The 19,227-nt window shown below is 69.6% G+C and carries 15 protein-coding genes and 1 pseudogene; 8 read left to right on the forward strand and 8 right to left on the reverse strand.

The genetic code is table 11. From position 1 onward, the window contains the following. The 7 genes and pseudogenes from ACZ5VQ_RS47830 to ACZ5VQ_RS47860 form a co-directional block, all read right to left on the reverse strand. A partial coding sequence (locus ACZ5VQ_RS47830) for a thymidylate synthase family protein (RefSeq protein ID WP_469110501.1) occupies positions 1–442 on the reverse strand: 442 nt, incomplete at its 3' end. A 126-nt stretch (positions 443–568) separates the two neighbouring features. Continuing rightward, on the reverse strand, positions 569–1,675 hold the full coding sequence (locus ACZ5VQ_RS47835) for a CPBP family intramembrane glutamic endopeptidase (protein WP_469110502.1): 1,107 nt from the start codon (positions 1,673–1,675) through the stop codon (positions 569–571). Beyond that, positions 1,668–2,255, reverse strand: coding sequence for a GntR family transcriptional regulator (locus ACZ5VQ_RS47840; RefSeq protein WP_469110503.1), 588 nt, complete (start codon positions 2,253–2,255; stop codon positions 1,668–1,670). The genes ACZ5VQ_RS47835 and ACZ5VQ_RS47840 overlap by 8 nt, the downstream gene beginning before the upstream one ends. Further along, on the reverse strand, positions 2,248–3,096 hold the full coding sequence (locus ACZ5VQ_RS47845; protein WP_469110504.1) for a hypothetical protein: 849 nt from the start codon (positions 3,094–3,096) through the stop codon (positions 2,248–2,250). Before ACZ5VQ_RS47845 ends, ACZ5VQ_RS47840 begins: the two co-directional genes overlap by 8 nt. Continuing rightward, complete coding sequence (locus tag ACZ5VQ_RS47850; protein ID WP_469110534.1) at positions 3,093–3,632, reverse strand: GntR family transcriptional regulator; 540 nt, start codon at positions 3,630–3,632, stop codon at positions 3,093–3,095. Before ACZ5VQ_RS47850 ends, ACZ5VQ_RS47845 begins: the two co-directional genes overlap by 4 nt. Positions 3,633–3,662: 30 nt before the next feature. After that, positions 3,663–3,878: pseudogene (locus tag ACZ5VQ_RS47855) on the reverse strand (GntR family transcriptional regulator); the annotation flags it as partial. Beyond that, entirely contained in the window at positions 3,871–5,139 is a 1,269-nt protein-coding gene (locus ACZ5VQ_RS47860; RefSeq protein ID WP_469110505.1) for a type I glutamate--ammonia ligase, read from the reverse strand. The pseudogene ACZ5VQ_RS47855 and the gene ACZ5VQ_RS47860, both read right to left, overlap by 8 nt. A gap of 1,637 nt (positions 5,140–6,776) precedes the next feature. On the opposite strand from ACZ5VQ_RS47860, the gene ACZ5VQ_RS47865 reads away from it, so the two are divergent. The 8 genes from ACZ5VQ_RS47865 to ACZ5VQ_RS47900 all read left to right on the forward strand — a co-directional run bounded on the left by ACZ5VQ_RS47865 (position 6,777) and on the right by ACZ5VQ_RS47900 (position 17,571). Continuing rightward, on the forward strand, positions 6,777–9,683 hold the full coding sequence (locus ACZ5VQ_RS47865) for a CRISPR-associated endonuclease Cas3'' (protein WP_469110506.1): 2,907 nt from the start codon (positions 6,777–6,779) through the stop codon (positions 9,681–9,683). A 591-nt stretch (positions 9,684–10,274) separates the two neighbouring features. Continuing rightward, positions 10,275–11,867: a type I-E CRISPR-associated protein Cse1/CasA gene (gene casA, locus ACZ5VQ_RS47870; protein ID WP_392791399.1), complete on the forward strand. Its 1,593-nt coding sequence runs from the start codon at positions 10,275–10,277 to the stop codon at positions 11,865–11,867. Continuing rightward, on the forward strand, positions 11,854–12,462 hold the full coding sequence (casB, locus tag ACZ5VQ_RS47875) for a type I-E CRISPR-associated protein Cse2/CasB (RefSeq protein WP_469110507.1): 609 nt from the start codon (positions 11,854–11,856) through the stop codon (positions 12,460–12,462). Before casA ends, casB begins: the two co-directional genes overlap by 14 nt. After that, positions 12,462–13,661 carry a type I-E CRISPR-associated protein Cas7/Cse4/CasC gene (cas7e, locus tag ACZ5VQ_RS47880; protein ID WP_469110508.1) on the forward strand — a complete coding sequence of 400 codons (1,200 nt, stop codon included), beginning with the start codon at positions 12,462–12,464 and terminating at the stop codon, positions 13,659–13,661. The genes casB and cas7e overlap by 1 nt, the downstream gene beginning before the upstream one ends. Next, positions 13,658–14,449 (forward strand): type I-E CRISPR-associated protein Cas5/CasD, encoded by a 792-nt coding sequence (gene cas5e / locus ACZ5VQ_RS47885; protein ID WP_469110509.1) that lies wholly within the window; start codon positions 13,658–13,660, stop codon positions 14,447–14,449. Before cas7e ends, cas5e begins: the two co-directional genes overlap by 4 nt. Next, complete coding sequence (cas6e, locus tag ACZ5VQ_RS47890) at positions 14,446–15,117, forward strand: type I-E CRISPR-associated protein Cas6/Cse3/CasE (RefSeq protein WP_469110510.1); 672 nt, start codon at positions 14,446–14,448, stop codon at positions 15,115–15,117. The genes cas5e and cas6e overlap by 4 nt, the downstream gene beginning before the upstream one ends. A 47-nt stretch (positions 15,118–15,164) precedes the next feature. Then, on the forward strand, positions 15,165–16,808 hold the full coding sequence (locus tag ACZ5VQ_RS47895) for a transposase (RefSeq protein WP_469110511.1): 1,644 nt from the start codon (positions 15,165–15,167) through the stop codon (positions 16,806–16,808). After that, positions 16,792–17,571 carry an AAA family ATPase gene (locus ACZ5VQ_RS47900; protein ID WP_469110512.1) on the forward strand — a complete coding sequence of 260 codons (780 nt, stop codon included), beginning with the start codon at positions 16,792–16,794 and terminating at the stop codon, positions 17,569–17,571. Before ACZ5VQ_RS47895 ends, ACZ5VQ_RS47900 begins: the two co-directional genes overlap by 17 nt. A gap of 195 nt (positions 17,572–17,766) precedes the next feature. Here ACZ5VQ_RS47900 and ACZ5VQ_RS47905 read toward each other — a convergent pair whose 3' ends face one another. Further along, positions 17,767–19,197: an SEFIR domain-containing protein gene (locus tag ACZ5VQ_RS47905; protein ID WP_469110513.1), complete on the reverse strand. Its 1,431-nt coding sequence runs from the start codon at positions 19,195–19,197 to the stop codon at positions 17,767–17,769. Between the last annotated feature and the right edge of the window lie 30 nt (positions 19,198–19,227).

Genomic DNA, 19,227 nt, shown 5'->3' on the forward strand with positions numbered 1-19,227 from the left:
GCTCCCATAAACCGTCCGGGACCATCCGCTCAACAAGCTCAGCAGTCACCGGTCCAGACTGCCGCAAGATCACACCAAACGAAATGGCGTCTAAGTCTCCGTTGGCCGGGGTGAACATCGTGTGCCCGTACGCGGAGCCACCAAGGTGGACACCGTCGGAGGAACTGGAGCGCATGGACGGCGCGTAGTAGCCGATCATCTCCAGGTCGCGGCGCCCGGCGAGATACCAGAGTGCCTCGGCGAACTGGAAGACCGGATTGACCTTGCGCTGCGCCAGGTAGGGGAGGCGCTGACGGGGGTCAGGCAACCGGAAACCGACTCCGATCGCCTCTCGCGCCTCGTTGCCGCGCGCAGCGATGCGGTGCTCGAACTCCCTTGCGGCAAGTCTGAGCAGGGCCAAGTACGCGCCTTCGACACTGCGGAAGGTTGTGGTCGTGAGCAATGCACTCTCCAGTGTTAGAGATCAGGCACGGGCGATTGCGGCCCTCTGCGCCGCCCCTGCCACGGTGGTCTTTGCTCTTCACGAGCTGCCGTAGCAGGGGCAGGCGAGGGGCGGGGCTCTTTGCCGTCAGCCGCGGGAAGCGGGGCGTGATCTGCGACGGGGCCGGACCGTGCGGGTCTCCAGCCAGGACCAGCCGACCCCGGCGAGCATGAGGAAGCACACTCCTAGGAGCGGCGGCATCCCGAACAGGATGTTGACGACGTTGTAGGTGGCGTGGGCCAGGATGAGCGGGATCACCCGGCGGTAGCGGTGATACAGCCACCCGGCCGTGATGCCCAACGGCAGTACGGCCAGGGCCGGCCACAGCCCCAGGTAGAGGTGCGGGAGGGTACGCATCAATGCTGTGACGAGCAGGACCTCCCACAAGGGCCGGCGTGCGGCCGTCAGCACGGCCACGACCACCGCTGTCGCCAGTACCTCCTCCACGGTCGCGGACCACAGCGCGTGGGCCAGATGCGGCCCGAGGTCGGGGACCCCGGCCGCGGTCGCCTGATCGCCCTTGAGGACAGGGCCCGGCAGCCGCGCCAGCACCCCCATAAGGAACACGGCCGCGCAGATCGCTGCGGCATGGGCGAAGAAGACCAGCTCCCCCAGCGCTCTCTGCGCGCGCTCGGCTTTGGTGCGCTTGCGGAACAAGCGCACCGGTCGGGCCAGGTCCAGCCGTTGGAGGGTGATCCCGCACCGGGCGGTCACCTCGACGCACAGCCAGACCCAGACCACCAGCTCGGCGAGATGCCCGGCGATCTGCGTGGAGGCGCGGTCAGCGGTGAACTCTCCGGCCTCGTCCGCCACGATCACGGCAAGCGACCCGACCAGCACCGTCACCTTCCGCACCGGCCACCCTGTGCCGTGCGGGCGAGGGCGGGTGGGGATCAGTCCCAGCAGCCAGGCCGCGGCCCCTGCGAGGCCGACCAGTCGGCCGATCTCCTCAAGGCGAGGGGCCGCGCCGGGGACCTCTGCGCCGGACAGTTGCAGGAAGGCCACGACGGCGCCGGCCAGATGAGGACCGCCGGCGAGGGCGAACAGCGTGAGTGCCAGTGCGTACGCGCGTGCCGTAGTCCAGGACACGGGCAGTCGGCCGGTGACCGAGGGCTGGCTGGCGCCGGAATCCTGCTCTTCGTGGGGCAGATTGGCCAGGTCAGGCTGCTGGGCCGGCACTGCGTTGTCAGGCATGGAACAGCCCCCGCTCTCGGTATGCGTCAGGGACCTGGCCGCAATCCGTGTCCGCGTCACCTGCGCCAGGCTGGGGGCTGGCGTCGGATGCGGTGCGCTTGGCGACCACGGTGCCGTAGTGGGCGGTCAGGCCGGCGTTCGAGAGGATGCCTTCGTCCTTCAGTGGTCGGATGGCCAGCGAGATGGTGGATTTGGCAACGCCGAACTCCTTGCCCAAGAGGGCGACGCTGGGCAGGAGTTCGCCGACGGGATAGGTGCCGTCACTGATCCGCTTGCGGACGGCGTCTTCGACGTCGTCCCTGTGCGCGACCTGCTGCCATGCCGATGGCGTGGTGCCGCACGGGGCGATACCGCCTCCGCCACCGGCTCGCGTTTCGACGAGGCCTTCCTTCCGGAGCAGCTGAACGGTCCTGCTGATCACGTGCGGGGTAGTCCCGAAACGCCGTCCCAGGTCACCGGATCGACGGACAGTGCCAGGGGCCCAGGTGCCATCAGTGATCTCTTCACGCAGGGTGGCGGCGAACTTCTTGCTGGGGTGGACCCGCAGCCAGCGGGGTACGTAGTCGGGGTCGTCACGCATCGTCGAACCCCCGTTTCAGTTCCACGTCCGTGACGCGTCCGAGCCAGGCTTCGGGGTCGAAGAGCTCCCTTGCGGTGGGCTGCAGGATTGTGTCCTTCCAGACCTTGTTGATCACGTCGGTGCCGGTTGTGGCGCTGACATCGGCGAAGAAACGGAACTCCGGCCTGTACGTTTCACGGTCTGGGCCGAGACGACCGATGCCGGGCAGGCGATTGTGGAGCCGGTAGCGCCACGACTTCGAGGCATCCCGGCGGTGATCGACGGGGGCGCCGAACAATCGGGCTGTGATGTGACGATCGGCCCAGGCGGCGTGGCCTTCTCGGAAGGCGATGACGCTATCGGGGTCGATACCCCGGACCTGGGGGAAGAGGGATTTCCACACGGTCCCGCCGGCCGCAGCGAACTGGAGATGGTGGACCAGCTCATGAGCGACCACCTGGAGAAGGGAGGGCTCGTGGGCGAGGACTCCGGCGTGGCGTAGGGATATGGGCGCCATGAGGGTCTCGTACGCTCCGCCGTCGACCTCCATACTCGTTGCGAGCATCAGAGGATCGACCAGTGCTGCGGTGACGGGGGTGATCTTGATCGATATGCGGGCGGCGGTGATGTGCGCGGGTTCCAGGAGCAGGTCCGCGGTGTCCCGGTCCAGGATGCGCTGTGCGTTCTGGACTTGCGCGTGCCGCCGGGCCTTCGGGGTCAGCAGACGGAAGCAGACGTGGGCAGGGAGGGGCAGGCCGGTGGTCGTCTCCACGTCCGGGGCCACTTTGTGCAGGATGTCGGAGATCCGCTCGCGCAAATCGTCGTGGTGGCGGGTGTCGTCGTGGACGGTAAAGCTGGTCACTGATGGTCCTGTTCAGAGATCGTCCCGGCGTCGCAAGGCACCGGCTCACACGTGGCGTTCCTGACGGGAGCAGGGGGTTTGGAAGTCGGCCGGGCGGAGTACGCCCGCCCCGGTCCGTTGACGATGAGCCCTTCCGTCCTGAGCGGTCTGATTGCCTTCGAAATCGTGGTCAGCCCCACGTCGAACTCAGTGGCCAGTTCCGGATTGGCGGGCAGTCGGCTGCCGGGCGGATAGATGCCATCACCCAGCCGCTCCCGGAGTGCCTGCCCGACGTACGCCACGGTCTTCGACGCTCTGTCGGACGGAGGAACCCCGGGCTGTCCCGGGTCGACGACGTAGGTACCCAGTGGTCTGAGCGAGGCGAGGAGCTTCTCCTGATGCAGTGGTTTCAGGGCCGTTCGGATGCTGGTGGGAGTCACCCCGAACTCGACGGCAAAGTGCCGCAGCGACGGCAGCCACGTCCTGACGGCATACGTGCCGTCGCCGATCCGCGAGCGGACGATCTGCTCGATCTCCTTGATCCCGGGGAGCGGCACGAGAGACTGCGGGTCCGGAACCCGGGTTCCGCGGCGGCCCCCCGATGAGTGGAGATCGCCGTTGTCCCTCAGCGGTTGGAGAGCACGGCTGACCATCCACTTGGGCACACCGAATTCAACGGAGAGAGTCCGCTCCGAGGGCAGCTGAGTCCCGGGACCGTACGTGCCATCGGCGAGCCGTATCCGGATGACCTTTCTGATCTGTTCGGGAGTCACGCGATGGCGATGCGATGGGGGTTCAGGCACGGTCGAACCCCCGTTTCAGTTCGGCATCCGTGACGCGATCGCGGTGCCATCCGATCTCGTGCTGGGCCGCGTAGGAGTAGTGGTTCACCGCGGACGGCCCGAACGCGTCGAGCGCGATCGTGCTGTTGTCGAAGTAGGCCAGGGATTCGCCGAGATCGGCCGGTACCCGCAGGGCATCGGCGGTGTAGGCGTCGCCTGTGATGGCGGGCGGTAGCACTGGTTTGTCGGTGAGACCGTGGTGGATGGCGGCGAGGGCTGCGGCGAGCGCGAGGTAGGGGTTGGCATCGGCGCCGGCGAGACGGACCTCCAGGTGCGCGCCGTCACCGTGGCCGGTGACGCGGATCGCGCAACCACGGTGGTCGAAGCCCCAGGTGAAACGGGTCGGGGCGAACGAGTGCGCCACGAACCGCTTGTAGGAGTTGACGCCGGGTGCCCACAGCGGGCCCAGGTACGGCATGGCGGAGATCAGCCCCGCAATGGCCCACTGCATCGTCTCGGGCAGCAAGCCCTCGCCCGGGACACCAGGGACGGCGAAGGTGTTGCGCCCGTTGTCCCACAGGGACAGGTGCAGGTGCAGGCCGCTGCCCACGCGGGCCTGGGGGCTGGCCATGAACGTGGGCGTCATGCCGCGCCACCCGCCCAGGTGCTTCACGGCATGCTTGTAGACGGTGTACGCGTCACAGGCCGCCAGAGCCTCCCCGTAGGGGAACGTGACCTCGACTTGACCAGCGGCACCCTCGGCTTTGACCGCCTCGACCGGCATCCCGGCATCACGCAGCGTCTCCTCCAGCACGATGAGGAAGTCCGTCAGGTGCGGAGGCAGGTCGAGGGCGTAGTCGAGGTTGTGGGGTGCCACCGGCTCCAGACCCTGGTACCCGGCCGCGTGCGCGTCTTGCGCGGTGCCCTGGTAGAGCACGAACTCGCTCTCCAGACCGATCCCCACGTCCAGGCCGAGATCCCTGATGCGGTCGATCTGGGTGCGCAGCATGGTGCGGGGCGCGACGTCGACGGGCAGGCCGCTGCGGTGGAGGGCGTTGGCGTGGATGAGGACCGTACCCGGCAGGTACGGCAGGCGGCGGATGGCGTTGAGGTCGGGGACGATGTGGACGTCCCCGAACCCCTGCTCCCAGCCGGTCAGTTCGAAGCCGTCCAGGTCCTCCATGTCGACGTCGGTGGCCAGGATGTAGGCGCACATCTCCGCGCCGCCCTTGATCGTCTTCAGGAAGCCGGAGGCATCGAGGCGCTTGCTGTTGTCTCGCACTGAAACGTCCGAAATTCTCTTTCATCTGAATGCCGCTTAGAAAGCTTTGTGAGCTGGTGTGTTGATTCCGTGGCGTGACATTGCACGAAAGATGGTCACGGCAAGTCATGCAAAAACACAGGACATCCCGATGCGAATCGCGTAGGAGATTTGATCTTGTTTCGTGCGACTGAAGTGCCCGGTGTGGCCTGTGAACTCGTAGCGCGGTAAATCGATATCTCTCCGTGTGTGCGGACCGAAATACACCGGGGGGCCAGAGAAGCGGTCGTGCTGAACGGAAACCTCTCCGCGTGTTGCGTGTGCGACCGAACGACGGGACTTGAACTCGGGCCGGATAGGCGGGCGGCACATCTCCGCGCGTGCGGACCGTACGTGACTTCGACCTGGCCGGGCGCTCCCTCGGTCGGTGCATCTCCGCGCTTGCGGACCGTACTTGATGCGGTCGCCGCCAGTCAGGAGCCTGAACGGTGCATCTCCGCGTGTGCGAAATGGACTTGGACTCGCGGCCCACCAGGGACACGACCTGCAGTACATCTCTGCGTGTGCGGAGTGGGCCGCGCCCAGCGCATCCTGGACAACCTCGGCGCCGGTGCATCTCCGCTCGTGCGGACCGGTCTCGTACTGGAACAGTCTGGAGTACTCGATCAGCGGTACATCTCCGCTCCTGCGGATCAGTGAGCGGCCGCGACCTGACGGGGTGCCAGTACATCTTCGCTGTGCGAGTCACGCGGAGTTTCCCTGGACTTGCACCAGACCTGGAACCAGCTCCCGGGCATCGGTACATCTCTGCGTGTGCAGAGTGGACGCGAGGATGGCGATGCCCCACAGGGACAGCCACGGTGCATCTCTGCGCGTGCGGAGTGGACCAGAGCAGACCGAGCGCCGCCAGTGCGGTCTTCGGTGCATCTCTGCGTGTGCGGAGTGGACTCGTACTGGAACAGCCGGGCGTACTCGATCAGCGGTGCATCTCCGCTCGTGCGGAGAGGACGGCGGGGAAAGGCGGTAGGGATCCTCGCCGGACGGTGTATCTCTGCGTGCGCGGACTGGACCCCACGCGGGCCCGGATCGCCGGGTGGCGGCACGGTGCATCTCTGCGTGTGCGGAGTGGGCGAGGAAGGCACACGTTCGCACCCACCAGGCGACGGTGCATCTCTGCGTGCGCGGACTGGACCCCACGCGGGCCCGGATCGCCGGGTGGCGGCACGGTGCATCTCTGCGGGGGTGGAGTGGACATCTACGCAGGGGTGTAGGGACCGAGAGGGATCGGTGCATCTCCGCGTGCGCGGAGTGGGCGTCTCCGACGCGATGGCGATGGTCTCGCCCGGCGGTGCATCTCTGCGAGTGCGGAGTGGACTGAAACATCGTCGGGCGGCCGCAACAGGGGCACGGTTCATCTCTGCACATGCGGAGTGGACTCTTGTTGACCTGCGGTTGTGTGGTGGCTTTGCCGTTACGTGATGTGGGTGCGGGGTGGGCGGCTCGGGGAGTCTGCCCCGCCTTCCGGGCTGATGATGCGTGTCATGGGGGCGATTCACTCAAGCGGGCGGTTGTGGGCAGGAGCTGGCGAGTGCCGGTGTACGGCGGGGTAGGGGAGGCCGCGTTCGGTTCCGGTGACTGTTGGGAGGATGACCGCGGGCGTGGGGGTTGTAGAAGAGAGCTGGATCGAGGGGCTGTCGTTGTGTCTGTGGGGCAAGTACTGCGCCCGGCACGGGTTGGTCTACCCGGTGCTGTTTCACATGCTCGATACGGCTGCTGTGGCGGGGGAGTTGTGGGACCGGCTGCTGACTGGGACACAGCGCGCCGCCATCGCCCGGGGGCTGGGGATGAGTGAGATGCAGGCCTGCCGTGTGGTGATGTTCATCGCGGGCCTGCATGACCTGGGTAAAGTGAGCCGTTTCCAGGCCTGTGAACCGGTTGCGTGGGCACGGGTCAGCGATGCGCTGCGGGCCGATACGGGCCGCTGGAGACTGATGCGGCACGAGCGGGCTTCCGCGCACGCCCTGGTCGGGATCCTCGCAGAGATGGGTTACGAACTGTCGGATGATGCCAGCCCGGCCGTGCGGATGGCACAGATCGCCGGCGGCCACCACGGACGTTTCCCGCAGCTTGATGTGCACGGTGCGGCCAGCACCCGGCGTGTGCAGGCCGACCTGGGCGGCCGGCTGTGGCAGGAGATCCGCTACCGCTACGCCGCCCAGGTACGGCATCTGACGGGTGCTGAGGCCACGCCGAGGCAGGTGTCCGTCACGGCTGCGGTACTGATGACCGGACTGGTGATGGCCGCCGACCGGCTGGCCAGCCAGCGCAAGGTGTGGGCGCCGCGGGCGGACATGCCCGCCTATGGTGCGGCCGAGCACTTCGCCTGGGCCCGCTGGAAGGCCCGCGAGGTGGTGGAGGAGTCACGGCTGGCACGTATCGAACTGCCGGAACTGCCGTTCTGCGCCGCGCATCCCGGTCTGCGCACCCCGAACCCGCTGCAGGCCTCCGTCCTGGACCGCCTCCCTCAACTGGCCGGTGCACGAGGCGCGGGGATCCTACTGGTCACCGACGGCACCGGCGCGGGCAAGACCGTCACCGCGCTGGAGGCGGCCCGTATCCTCAACGACGCGTGCGGCACCTGCGGACTGTGCTTTCTGCTGCCCACCACGGCTACCGCGGACGCCGCCTACGACACGGTGTGCGGCTATCTCCGTGCGCACCGTCCCACTCCGGCCGTGCTCACGCTCGCGCACAACCACAGCTGGCTGAACGCCGCCTACACCGACGAGATGCTCGCCCCCGGCGACGTCCCTGTCTGCACCGGCGACGACCCGCACACCGACGACGACGAGGACGACGACGAGGACGACGGCTGCCGGCCGGCCGGCAGCCGGGGGAGGGGCGGTACCTGGCGTCGGATCCTCCCGGACGGCTGGGTGCGTGGCTGGGACCGTGCGCTGCTGGCCCAGTTCACCGTCGCCACCGTCGACCAGGCACTGATGGCTGCACTCCCGGTGCGCGACAGCGCTCTGCGGATGCTGTCCCTGTCGGGCAAGTGCGTCATCGTCGACGAGGCCCATGCGCTCACCGCGTTCAGCCGGCGCATCCTGACCCGCCTGCTGCACTGGCTGGGCAGCCTGCGTGTCCCTGTGGTGGTGCTGTCGGCGACCCTGCCGGGACAGGAGGCGCGTGAACTCGTGTACTCCTACCTGGCCGGTGCCGGCCACCGCAGACGCAATCTGATGGCGCGCGCAGACGAGTTCACCGTGCCCTACCCGGGCTGGCTGTTCGCCGATGCCGCCACCGCCCAGGCCGCCCTCATCCCCGCCGACGCACGCACACAGCACGCCGCAGCCCAGCAGCGCACCGTCACTCTCCGATTGCGGCCGGCGCACTACAGGCGCCTCGATGTCCCGGCACGCCGAGCCAGAACGGGGGAGCGGCTGGCCCGCATCGCCGCAGAGGTCGCTCCCGTGGCCCGGCTGGGCGGATGCGCCGTCATCGTGTGCGCCACGGTTGCCGACGCCCAGGACACCTACCGCTACCTCCAGCGGTTCCTGGAGTGGCCCGCAGGGCCGCAGGAACTGCTGCTGGTGCACGCCCGGTTTCCCGGCCACTACCTCGAACGGGCTCTGGCGCAGGTCCGTACCGGGCTCGGCCCGATCGGTCCGCGCCCGGAACGGCTGGTGGTGGTCACGACCAGTCTTCTGGAACTCAGCCTCAATATCGATGCCGACCTCGTGGTCAGCGACCTCACCTCACTGGCCCGGCTCATCCAGCGCGCGGGACGGCTGTGGCGCTTCGAACAGACCTGGCAGAACGAGCGGCCTCCCGGCATCGCCCCGCGTCCGCCCTGGATCCGGGCCCGCGGCCCCCGTCTCACCGTCGTGCACCCTGTCGACCACGACCGCACCACCCTGCTGCCCGATGCCTGGGCCGCGACCGAACACCCCTACCTCCAGCACGCCACCGCCCACCTGCTCACCCTTCCCGGCCACCACCAGATCACCCTGCCCGGGCACGCCCAGCACCTGGTCGAACTCATCCACCAGTCCAGCCGGCCGGCCACCTGGTCTGACCGTCTCGCTGCCCTGCACGCCCAGTACCTGGCGGCAGAGCGGGCCGAGGAACACACCAGCAGCGCCCACCTCGTGCCCCCGCACGACCGTGTCGCCTCCCTGTCCGACCTGCACCGCCAGAAGCTGACCGCAGCCCAGGCAGCCACCCGCCCGCACGACAGGCCCGGCCGCGTCCTTGCCTGCTACCGGCACCGCGACCGCCCGCCCACCCTCGACGCGGCAGGCCAACTCCCTCTGCCCCAGGGGCCCCACCTGCGCCCAGCCGCGATCCGTACCGTCCTGCAGCACTGTGTGCCGGTACCCAGTGCCTGGGTCGCTGCCGCCACCCAGGAGCATCACGGTCCCGAGGCCTGGCAGCAGCACCCCTTGCTCGCCGACCTCGTCCTCCTCCCACACGACCCGGTCCGCCCGCAAGCGGCCCGGCTGGGCCGCCACCAGCTGTATATCGATGACGAACTGGGTCTGATCCACACCGCAACGGCCTGACCCGGCAAGACCAACGCGCGTTCCTGAACCGAGACGCCACGGGCAGGGCCGTTCACCGGTGTGCGGCATCGCCTGTCGCCGATGCCTCAACGCGCCTGCAGTGACAGTCCGTTGCCATGGCCACGTCCGCGAGGACTCCCTCAACCAGCGCACGGCCTCCTCGCCAGGCAGCACGAGCATGTCCACCCGCCCCGGGGCGAGGCGCCGGTGCGTCAGCAAGAGCCGCCCTCCGTCCCTGTGCGCAGGGCACGGCGCACGGCGGTGTACGCGGCGCGCACCGCCCCTGACGCGCGCCCCGGCCTGCGCGCCAGCCGTTGGTCACACTAGTTCGCAGGCTCTGTACGGCAGTTCACCGCGGATGCTTTCCTTGATCCATGTGACGCGTATCGCTCGTCACGGAATGTGTCCCTGCTCTCGTCTCAGCGGCCGCTTCGATCTGCTCCCGCCGCCGGAACCCCGCTCTTCACGGACCCTGCCCGGGCGCACCTCTCACGCCGCATCCCGTCCATACCGCTCTGTCCGCGCGCCTTGTGCCACGTCCTCGCCATGGCCCCGTATAGGCCGGCGGCAAGCGAAGAGGGAGTGTTTGTGATGCCACCGCCGAGTTACCGGATCGACCTGAGACCCTGCATCCCGGTGCGCTGCGGCAAGCACATCGAGTACGTCGGCTTACGCGACCTGCTGGCGGACGCACACCGCATCGACGACCTGGCCCTGCCCCTGCCGCCCGCCCAGTCCGCCCTCTACCGCGTCCTCACCGCGATCTGCGCTCCCATCACCGAACTCGACGACCCGGACCAGCACATCAAGGACTGGCTGGAGCACCGGACAGAACTGCTCAGAGGCACAGACGGCTTCGACACCGACGCGGTGCATGCCTACTTCGATGCAGATCCCGACGCCTTCGACCTTTTCCACCCCGTACGCCCGTGGTGGCAGGACGCGGCACTGGCCGTCCAGTGCTCCAAACGCAGCGGGATCAACTCCCTCGTCTACGGCCGCGCGGCCGGCCGCAACCTGGTCTGGTTCAACCCCCGTCACACCGACACCGATCCCCAGCCCGTGCCCGCCAGGGAAGCCCTGTGGAACCTGCTCGCCTACCACTACTACGGGCGCTCCGGACGGTCCACCGCACGCACCGTCGACGGCGTGAGCGGCGGACAGTTGCAAGCCGGCCCGCTGCGCTCCACCGTCTCCTTCCACCCCCGCGGCCGCACCCTGTACGAGACCCTTCTGCTGCACCAGGTGCCCTACCGCGGCGACGACCAGGCCCCCGGCAGCGACGCCTGCCCCTGGGAACAGCCCGCCGCCGATCCGCTGCAGACACCGCCCCAGGTGACCTGGCCCAGACGGCTGCTGACCGGCCGCTCCCGGCACGCCGCGCTCCTGGTTCCCGACGCGAGCGGCGAGCACGTCACCGACGCCTACCTGACCTGGGCCACCCAGCATCCCCCGCTGGAGGCCACCGACCCCTACCTCGTCTACGACATCAACCCCGCGGCACCCGCGGAGCGCCGGCGCAGCCCGCGCCGCGCGGACGCCGACTACGCCAAGTTCCGGGCGCTGTCCGCGCTGGCACTCGCCGGTGACGAACACCGGCCGGGCTGCCGGCCCGAGGCATTCACCACGATCAACAGCCTTCCCGGGGACACCCGCGCCAGTCTGCGGGTATGGGTGTGCGGATTCGATCAGGAAGGCCAGGTCAACAACCGCATCTGGTACACCGGCCTGACCCCGCCGATCTGGCCGCTGGCCCAGGAGAACGACCCCGTCAAGGCCTCCCGCATCGTCGAGTGCTGCGCCGCCGCGGAGACCCTGGGCGCCGCCCTGCGCCAGGCAGCCGACCAGGCCTGGAAGGACAGCGGCCTCACCCGGCGCACGGCAGCCTCACCCCGAAAGGGCAGCGGGAAAGGGGACGCCAGTCTGTGGGCCGGCCAGGCCCTCGCCGACTACTGGCCGCGCGCCGAGCAGGCCTTCTGGCAGCTCGTCGACGACACACGGCCCGCTTACGGGGTGTTCGCCGCCGCGGCCATCACGGCACTGTCCGAGACCACCCGCGACGCCCTCAACCGCCTGCCCAAGGCCGGCCCGGCACTTGCCCGCGCCGTGCAGAGCCTGCGACGCGCCGGCACAGCCCCTGACGACACGCTCCGCCCGACCGGAGGACCGCATGCCCAGCCGTGACGAACGCCGCTGCCACTACGACGCCTTCGTCGCCCACGTCCGCGGCTTGTGCCGCACCCCGCGCATCCGCAGCCGCCTGGAGAACGGCCGCGGCCAGCCCCTCACCGAGTGCCCAGGTATGGACGCCTACCTTGTCAAACCCTGCCAGGGCTTCGGCGCCCGCCGCGCCCACTACACGATCGCCTCCCTGATCGCGCTGGAACGTCCCGTCCCGGACTGGACCGAAACAACCCCCTCCTCGCCAGCGCACCGTGGCCTCGACCCGGACGACCCCCTGGAATCAGAATCAGCGCTGCTGGACGGCTGGTCGCGGCGCCCCAACCTCGGCCGCACTCTGGCCGACGCCGCCCGCGCACACCCCCACACCGCCGCAGGCTGGCAGCGCGAAGTGGAAGTGATGGGCGTGCTCTCCGCCGACCTGCTGCACACCCGGCTGCCCCACACGATCCGCCGGCTGCTCAATCTCGGCCTGGCATGCGACTTCGCCGTGCTGCTCGAGGACCTTGCCCAGTGGGACTTCGACCCGCTGGAAGTCGCCGGCCGCTGGCGTCACGCCTTCTTCCTGACCGTCCCCGACACCCTCCTGGAGCTGTGATGCACACCCGCTACCTCGACATCCACATGCTTGAGCACAGGCCCCCGTCCTGCCTCAACCGGGACCAGCACAACGTGCCCAAGACCATGACCGTCGGCAACGCCAAGCGCATCATGGTCCCCGCCCAGACCCAACGACGCCCCTTGCGCCTGGCACTCGAGGACACGCTCGAAGAGCCCGCCGCCCGCACCCGCTACCTGCCCCCGCATGTCGCCGAGGCGCTGCGCGCAGCCGGCTGGCCCGAGGACCTGGCCCACTTCGCCGCCGGGCAGATCGCCCGCTCCGCCACTGCCAAGGGCCTGGACACCGACCCCAAGAACGGCCACCGCACCAACGCCATGCTCCTGGTCGCCGCCGACTCCATCGTCGAGGACCTCGCCGAGCTGTGCACCGATCACCGTGCCGCCCTGGAGAAGGGCCTGGCCCGCCTCCAGAAGAAGGAGCCCGACGACAGCGCCGACACCAAGCCCGGCCGCGGCAAGCCGCCTGCCCTGCTGCCCACCGACAAGGTGGCCGCCTGCCTGAGCCGGCCCACGGCCACCATCCACCTCTTCGGCCGCATGCTCGCCGGCCTGACAGACGCCGACGTCCCCAGCGCCGTGCAGACCGCCCCCGCCCTCACCACGCACAAGAGCGATCTGCAGCCGGATTTCGTGACCGCGGTGGACGACTGGCTCGGCGCGGGCGACCGCGGCAGCGCCTTCATGGACACCTCGTTCCTGACCAGCGGAGTGTTCTACCGGTTCACCACGGTCAACCTCACCGACCTGACCCGCAAACTCGACGGCGACCAGAACCAGGCCCTGCGCCTGACCGGCCTGTTCCTGCGCGCGGCCATCATGACCGTGCTCCCCGCGAAGCAGACGTCCACCGCCCCGCACACCGTGCCCGACCTGGTCGCCTACGCCGTCCGCGACGGCCGCCCCGTCACCTACGCCAGCGCCTTCGAACAGCCCGTGCAAGCCGCCCCCGGCGGCGGCTACCTCACCCCCAGCTACCAGGCCCTGGACACCTGCGCCGGCGTCACGCACCGGCTGACCGGAACCAGCGACCTCGTCGGCCACGGCTACGCCAGCGCCCAGACCGGCGACGCAGCCCACCTCGGCACCCGGCACGACAGCTTCGACGCCCTCATCGCCGCAGCCCTCACCCACGCGGCCGCAGAAGCCACCGGCCAAACGCCGGCGGACGCCACGTGAGTGCTCTGCTGCTGCGCCTCGCGGGCCCCCTGGCCGCCTTCGGCACCAGCGCCGCCTTCCACGACCGCGACACCGCCCCCCACCCCACCCGCTCCGCCCTGATCGGCATGTTCGCCAACTGCGCCGGACGCGCGCCCCAGCACGTTCTCGATCCCTTCACTGAGCTGCCCGGCCAGCCCTGCTATCGGGACCTGGGATTCCTCATCCGCATCGACCGGCCCGGCACTCCCCACACCGACTTCCACACCGTCGGCGGCGGACACCCGCGCGACAAGCAGCTGCGCACCAGCGGCGGCCCCCAGCGCCCTCAGACGGAGTCCACCCTCGTCTCCCACCGCCACTACCTCGCCGACCCGGTCTTCACCGTCGCCGTCACCGGCCCCACCCCCCTCCTGCAGACCATCGCCGGCCACCTCCGCCATCCCCGCAACGCCCCCTACCTCGGCCGCCGCACCTGCGTCCCCACCGAACCCCTCGTCCTGGCCACCGCCATTCCCGACCCCATGAACGAACTCACCCGCCGCACCCCCCTCAGCCTCGCCCGCCCACCCCGTCCCCACACCACCACCGTCAACGTCGACTTCATCCACGAAGACCCCCCACTCGACCCCACCACCGCCATCGACCACTACGAACTGTGCGACCAGCCCGTCGACTTCACCCCCGGCCGACGCCGCTACCACCCACGCACCGTGTGGCGCACCCGCATCCCCCTGCCCACCGCCCTCTACGCCGGCCCCAACCCCCTCACCACCCTCGCCGACTACATACACCCGGAGCAGCCATGACCCCCACCGCCACCCTCACCCGCATCCGCCTCAACCCCGCCCACCACGCCGTACGCCGTGACCTGGCCGACCGCGTCCAGCTCCACAAAACCCTCATGCGTCTGACCCCCGGCACCCCCAGCCCCCACCCCCGCCGCGACGCCGGCCTCCTCTTCCGCCTCGACACCGACCAGGACGAGCCCACCCTGCTCGTCCAGACCGCCCAGCCACCCAACCTGGCCAGCCTGCCCGCCCACTACGGAACCCTTCTCGCAGCCCGCGACCTCACCCCCGTCCTGCACGCCCTCACCACCGGCCAACACGTGCGCTACCGCATCACCGCCGCCCCGGTCCGCCACCTCCGCGGACCCCTCTGCGGCCGACGACCCGACGGCCGCCTCCTGCGCCGCCGCGGCACCCCCACCGCCCTGCACGGCCACGACGCCGCCCTGTGGTGGCAGCGCAGAGCCGGCCAGTCCGGCCTCGCCCTCACCGACATCAGCCTCACCCCCCAAGCCTTCGAACGCTCCCCGCACACCCCCCACCGGCCGGGCCTCGACCACCAGCTCATTCAGTTCGACGGGCACGCCCGCATCACCGACGCCCGCCTCCTCGCGCAGAGCGTCTGCCGCGGCATCGGCCGCGCCCAGTCCTACGGCGCGGGCCTGCTCAGCCTCGCCCCCGCCTGACCAGCACCACCGCATGCAGGCAGAGCCGTCCCCTGGGAGGACACTCCGTGACCATCGAGCAGCCGCTGCGCGACACCAGCCTGCGCCGGGCAGCCGTCAGCCGGCTCATGTTCCTCGCCCAACAGAACAGCCTCACCACCGACCACATGACCACCGTCGCCGAAGTCTTCGGAGTCTGCCCGAGCAGCGTGCGCCGATGGATGGACAACGCCGCCCAGCACAACGGCCGCTACACCCCGCAACGCCCCGCCGCCTTCGCCCTCACCCAGGTGATGCGCGACGCCGTCGCCCTCTTCTGCGGCAACATCGCCGCCGCCTACCGGGACTTGTGCAAAAGAGGCCACCTGGGAGACGACCCCGTCTCCTACGCCACCTTCCACCGCGCCGTCACCACCGCCTACACCCCCGGCTTCCTCGCCGGCCTACGCGGCGGCGAGAAGGAACGCCGCAAATTCGACGTCCACTTCACCCGCGACATCGGACACCGCAACCAGGCCTGGGAAGCCGACCACGTCGAAGCAAGCGTCTGGGTCAACGTCAACGGCCACCGCCGCAAACCCTGGATCACCTGGTTCATCGACTGCGCCAGCGACGCCATCTGCGGCCTGTCCGTCTCCGCACAGACCCCCAGCCGGGAGAACATCCTCCTCGCCATCCGGACCGCCGTCCTGCGAGGAGGCGACCACGGCCCCTTCGGAGGCAGCCCCGGCCTCGTCCGGGTCGACAGAGGCAAAGACTTCCTGAGCGACACCGTCGCAACCGCCTTCGGCATCCTCGGCGTCCGCGTCGTCGACCTGCCCCCCAGGCACCCAGAGCTCAAGGGAACTGTCGAAGCCCTCAACCGCGCCGTCAAAACGATGCTTTTCCCCGGCCTACCCGGCTTCGTCCACGCCCCCCGAACCAGCCGCCGCACCAAAATCGACCCCGACGAACGCCTGCTGACCTACGAGGCATTCATCCGCATCCTCCTCGAATGGGTCCATGAGTGGAACCACGAGCACCGCATCCGCACCCGCGACAACCGCACCCCCTACGAGCTGTGGTACGACGACCTCACCCCCATCTACGACCCCGACCCCGAAGACCTCCTCTTCACCCTCGAAACCCACCCCACCCACCTGACGATCAACTCGGACGGCGTCCACTGGGGCAAACGCCACTACCTCGCCCCCTACATGCAAGGCCGCGGCGGCACCAAAGTCGTGCTGCGCTACATGCCCCGCCAGGAACGCACCGTCGAACTCTTCGACGCCAAAGACGGCACCTACCTGGGCCCAGCCGTCCTGCAGAACGCAGCCAACCCCCAGGAACGGAGTGAGGTACGAAGCGCGGCCGACCGCGAAGCCGGCCGCCTGCGCACCGCCCTGGACAAGGCGAAGCGCCAGCGCGAGGAACGCTTCGAAGGCGACACCATCGCCACCACCCCCCGCCCGGCCAGCGACATGACCCAGGAACAGGCGGCCGCATTCCTCGACGGTCATCGCCAGGACGAACTCGCCCACGAAGCACGCCCCGACCTCATCCCGCTACCCGACCCCACCGACACCTGGAACAACACCCAAAGCCCCGCCGAAAGCCGCCCGGGCTCGACTGACCCCCTGCTCCCGCCACTGCCCGACCCCACCGCCTCCTGGAAGCCCGCTCCGCTGCCTACCCCGTCCGAGGAGCCCACCGATGGACCACACGATTGACACCACCGCCCCAGCCAACGACCACTACCTCGGTCTCGCCGGCGCCCGCCTCCTGCCCACCACCGCCTCGCGTCTGACCCAACGCCACCTGGCCACCGTCATCAAGGCCCGCGCCCTGTTCTGCGTCCACGGCGACGTCGGACTCGGCAAGACCTTCGCCGTCAACACCAGCCTGCGCGACCTCGCTCCCGACAACACCCTCTGGCTCGAATGCCGCAAGGGAGCCCCGCTCGGTACCCTGCGAGCCGGCCTCTATCGCGCGCTGGCGTTGCCCGGAGACCCTCCCGCCAAAGGCGACGCATTCGACCAACTCCTCGTGCAGGCCTTCGCCGAGCAGCACCGCGTCCTGGTCTGCGACGAAGCCCAGGGCCTGACCAGGAGCTCCCTGGAGTACCTGCAGACCCTGTGGGAGAACAGGCGCACCCAGCTGACCGTGATCCTCGCCGGCGGCGACAACTGCCTCCAGCGCATCCGTAGTTGCTCCGGCCTCTTCTCCCGCATCCCGATCTACCAGCAGTACCAGCCGCTCACCCCCGACGAAGTCCTGGCCCTGATGCCGACCTACCACGCCTTGTGGCAGAACGTTGCCCCCGACGACCTGATGTGGATCAACGATGCCGCCTGCCACGGCAACTTCCGCAACTGGGCCAAGGTCACCTTCCACATCCAGGACATCCTCGAACAGCACCCCGAGACAGCCTGGTTCAGCCGCGACACGGTCCGCATGGTCCTCAGTTTCCTCGACAGCAGTATCCGCAGCTGACCCGGTGACCCACCCGGTCGGACCGGCAGCACTCAGTCGGCACGGGGCGGCTTCCCCAATCACTTCGCCGCCGCGAAACCCGACCGCACACCGATCGGACCTCGACTCCCGCATCCTCAGCGGACAGTGTTACAAGCCAACTCACTCCAGCCGTACCGGTCGAGGTGCTGTGGCCGTCCGGAGCCCGCCCCTGCGTCAGCGGAGCCGGTCCAGCAGGCGTACGCGCTCGGAGGGCGCGGGGCGGCGGTGGAGAGGCCAGCGGAGGATGGTGCGCAGCAGGTCCTGCGCACCGCCCACCGTGTTGCCGGAGACGATGTAGTGGTCTGCGGACTGTGGTTGCAGGAACGTGGGCAGGTCTGACGGGGTCCTTCCGGGCAGCACCACGGGCAGCAGCCTGGTGGTCCATGTAGCCCGGTCTGCGTGGAGGTTCTCGCGGATCAGGGCGAGTTCGGACTGAAGTCCGCGGTGCTGCGTGTTGTCCATCTGTCCGTCCCCGACCTTGCGGCACATCGGCGAGGCCACCACGAGGACGAAGTCGGCCTCCCGCACCTGTTCCGCGGCCCATAGGTACCAGTCGCGCCGCCGGTCGGTGTCCCAGCGGTCCAGGACGACGTCGAGCCCGCAGTCCCGGGCGAGGAAGTCGGCGAAGAGACGCACCTGTTCAACGTGCGGTTCGTCGTCGTGGGCGTAGGACACGAACACTCGCGGCATGCCCTCGGGGCGTCGGACTCCGACGCCGGCCCTGGCCCCGCTCCCAGGCGCGGCCTCGACTCTGGCCTCGGTCCCGAGCCCGGCCTCACCTCTGTTCCCGGCTTCGACCCCGAGCCCGCCCTCGACTACGGCCTGGGCGTCGGCCCTGGTTGTGACCACGGGGACCGCTCGCGGCGCGGGTATGGCCGGTCGCGTGGGCGCTGGCGGAAGGGCGGGCTCCTGCGCTGTCCGCGGCGCGGCGGCGGTGGCGGCCCGCGCCGCGGCGAGACGGAGCGTGAAAGCTGTGGGGACGGCGACGGGCAGACATCCCATCGCGTCGTCGGGACCGAGGTCGAAGCGAGCCGAGCACACGACGTCGACGGTGTCGCAGCCCTCGGGCACCAGCATCGCGACCCACCCCGAGTAGGAGCCGGGCCGCACGCCGTCGGGTTGTTTCGTGCTGTGCCGCCAGCGTGGTGTCGAACCGCCGATGCCGAAGACGTCGACCACGGGCAGGGCCTCGGGCAGGGCGAACGCTCCCGGCTCTCCGGGCCCGGCAGCCGTGAAGTTGAGCAGCCCGTCGAGGACCACGGTGGACGGCGCCTGCTGCGCCAGCACCGTACGGGGCACGGTGTCCGTCACCACCACCGCCGAGCCGTCGGCGCAGGAAAGCCGGAAGGCGACCTCGAACCAGAGCGGGCCCGGCACGTCCGGCTCCAGCAGCAACTCGTAGGGGAACCGCACGAGATAGGCGTCGTGCCCGGGGAACGCGTGCGGGGGTGGCAGCACCGGATGGATCTGCCGGGCTCCGACGCGAACGGCGCCGAGGGGGATGTCGGCTGGCTCGGCGTCGAGCCATCTGCCTGCGCCGTCCGACAGCAGCAGGGCGACGTCGGCCGCGGGGACACCGTCGGCCTCGGGAACACGGTCGGTCATTGGCTGCTCCTGAAGCGGGCGCACGGGCGA

The sequence above is a fragment of the Streptomyces sp. NPDC033178 genome (assembly GCF_055577685.1).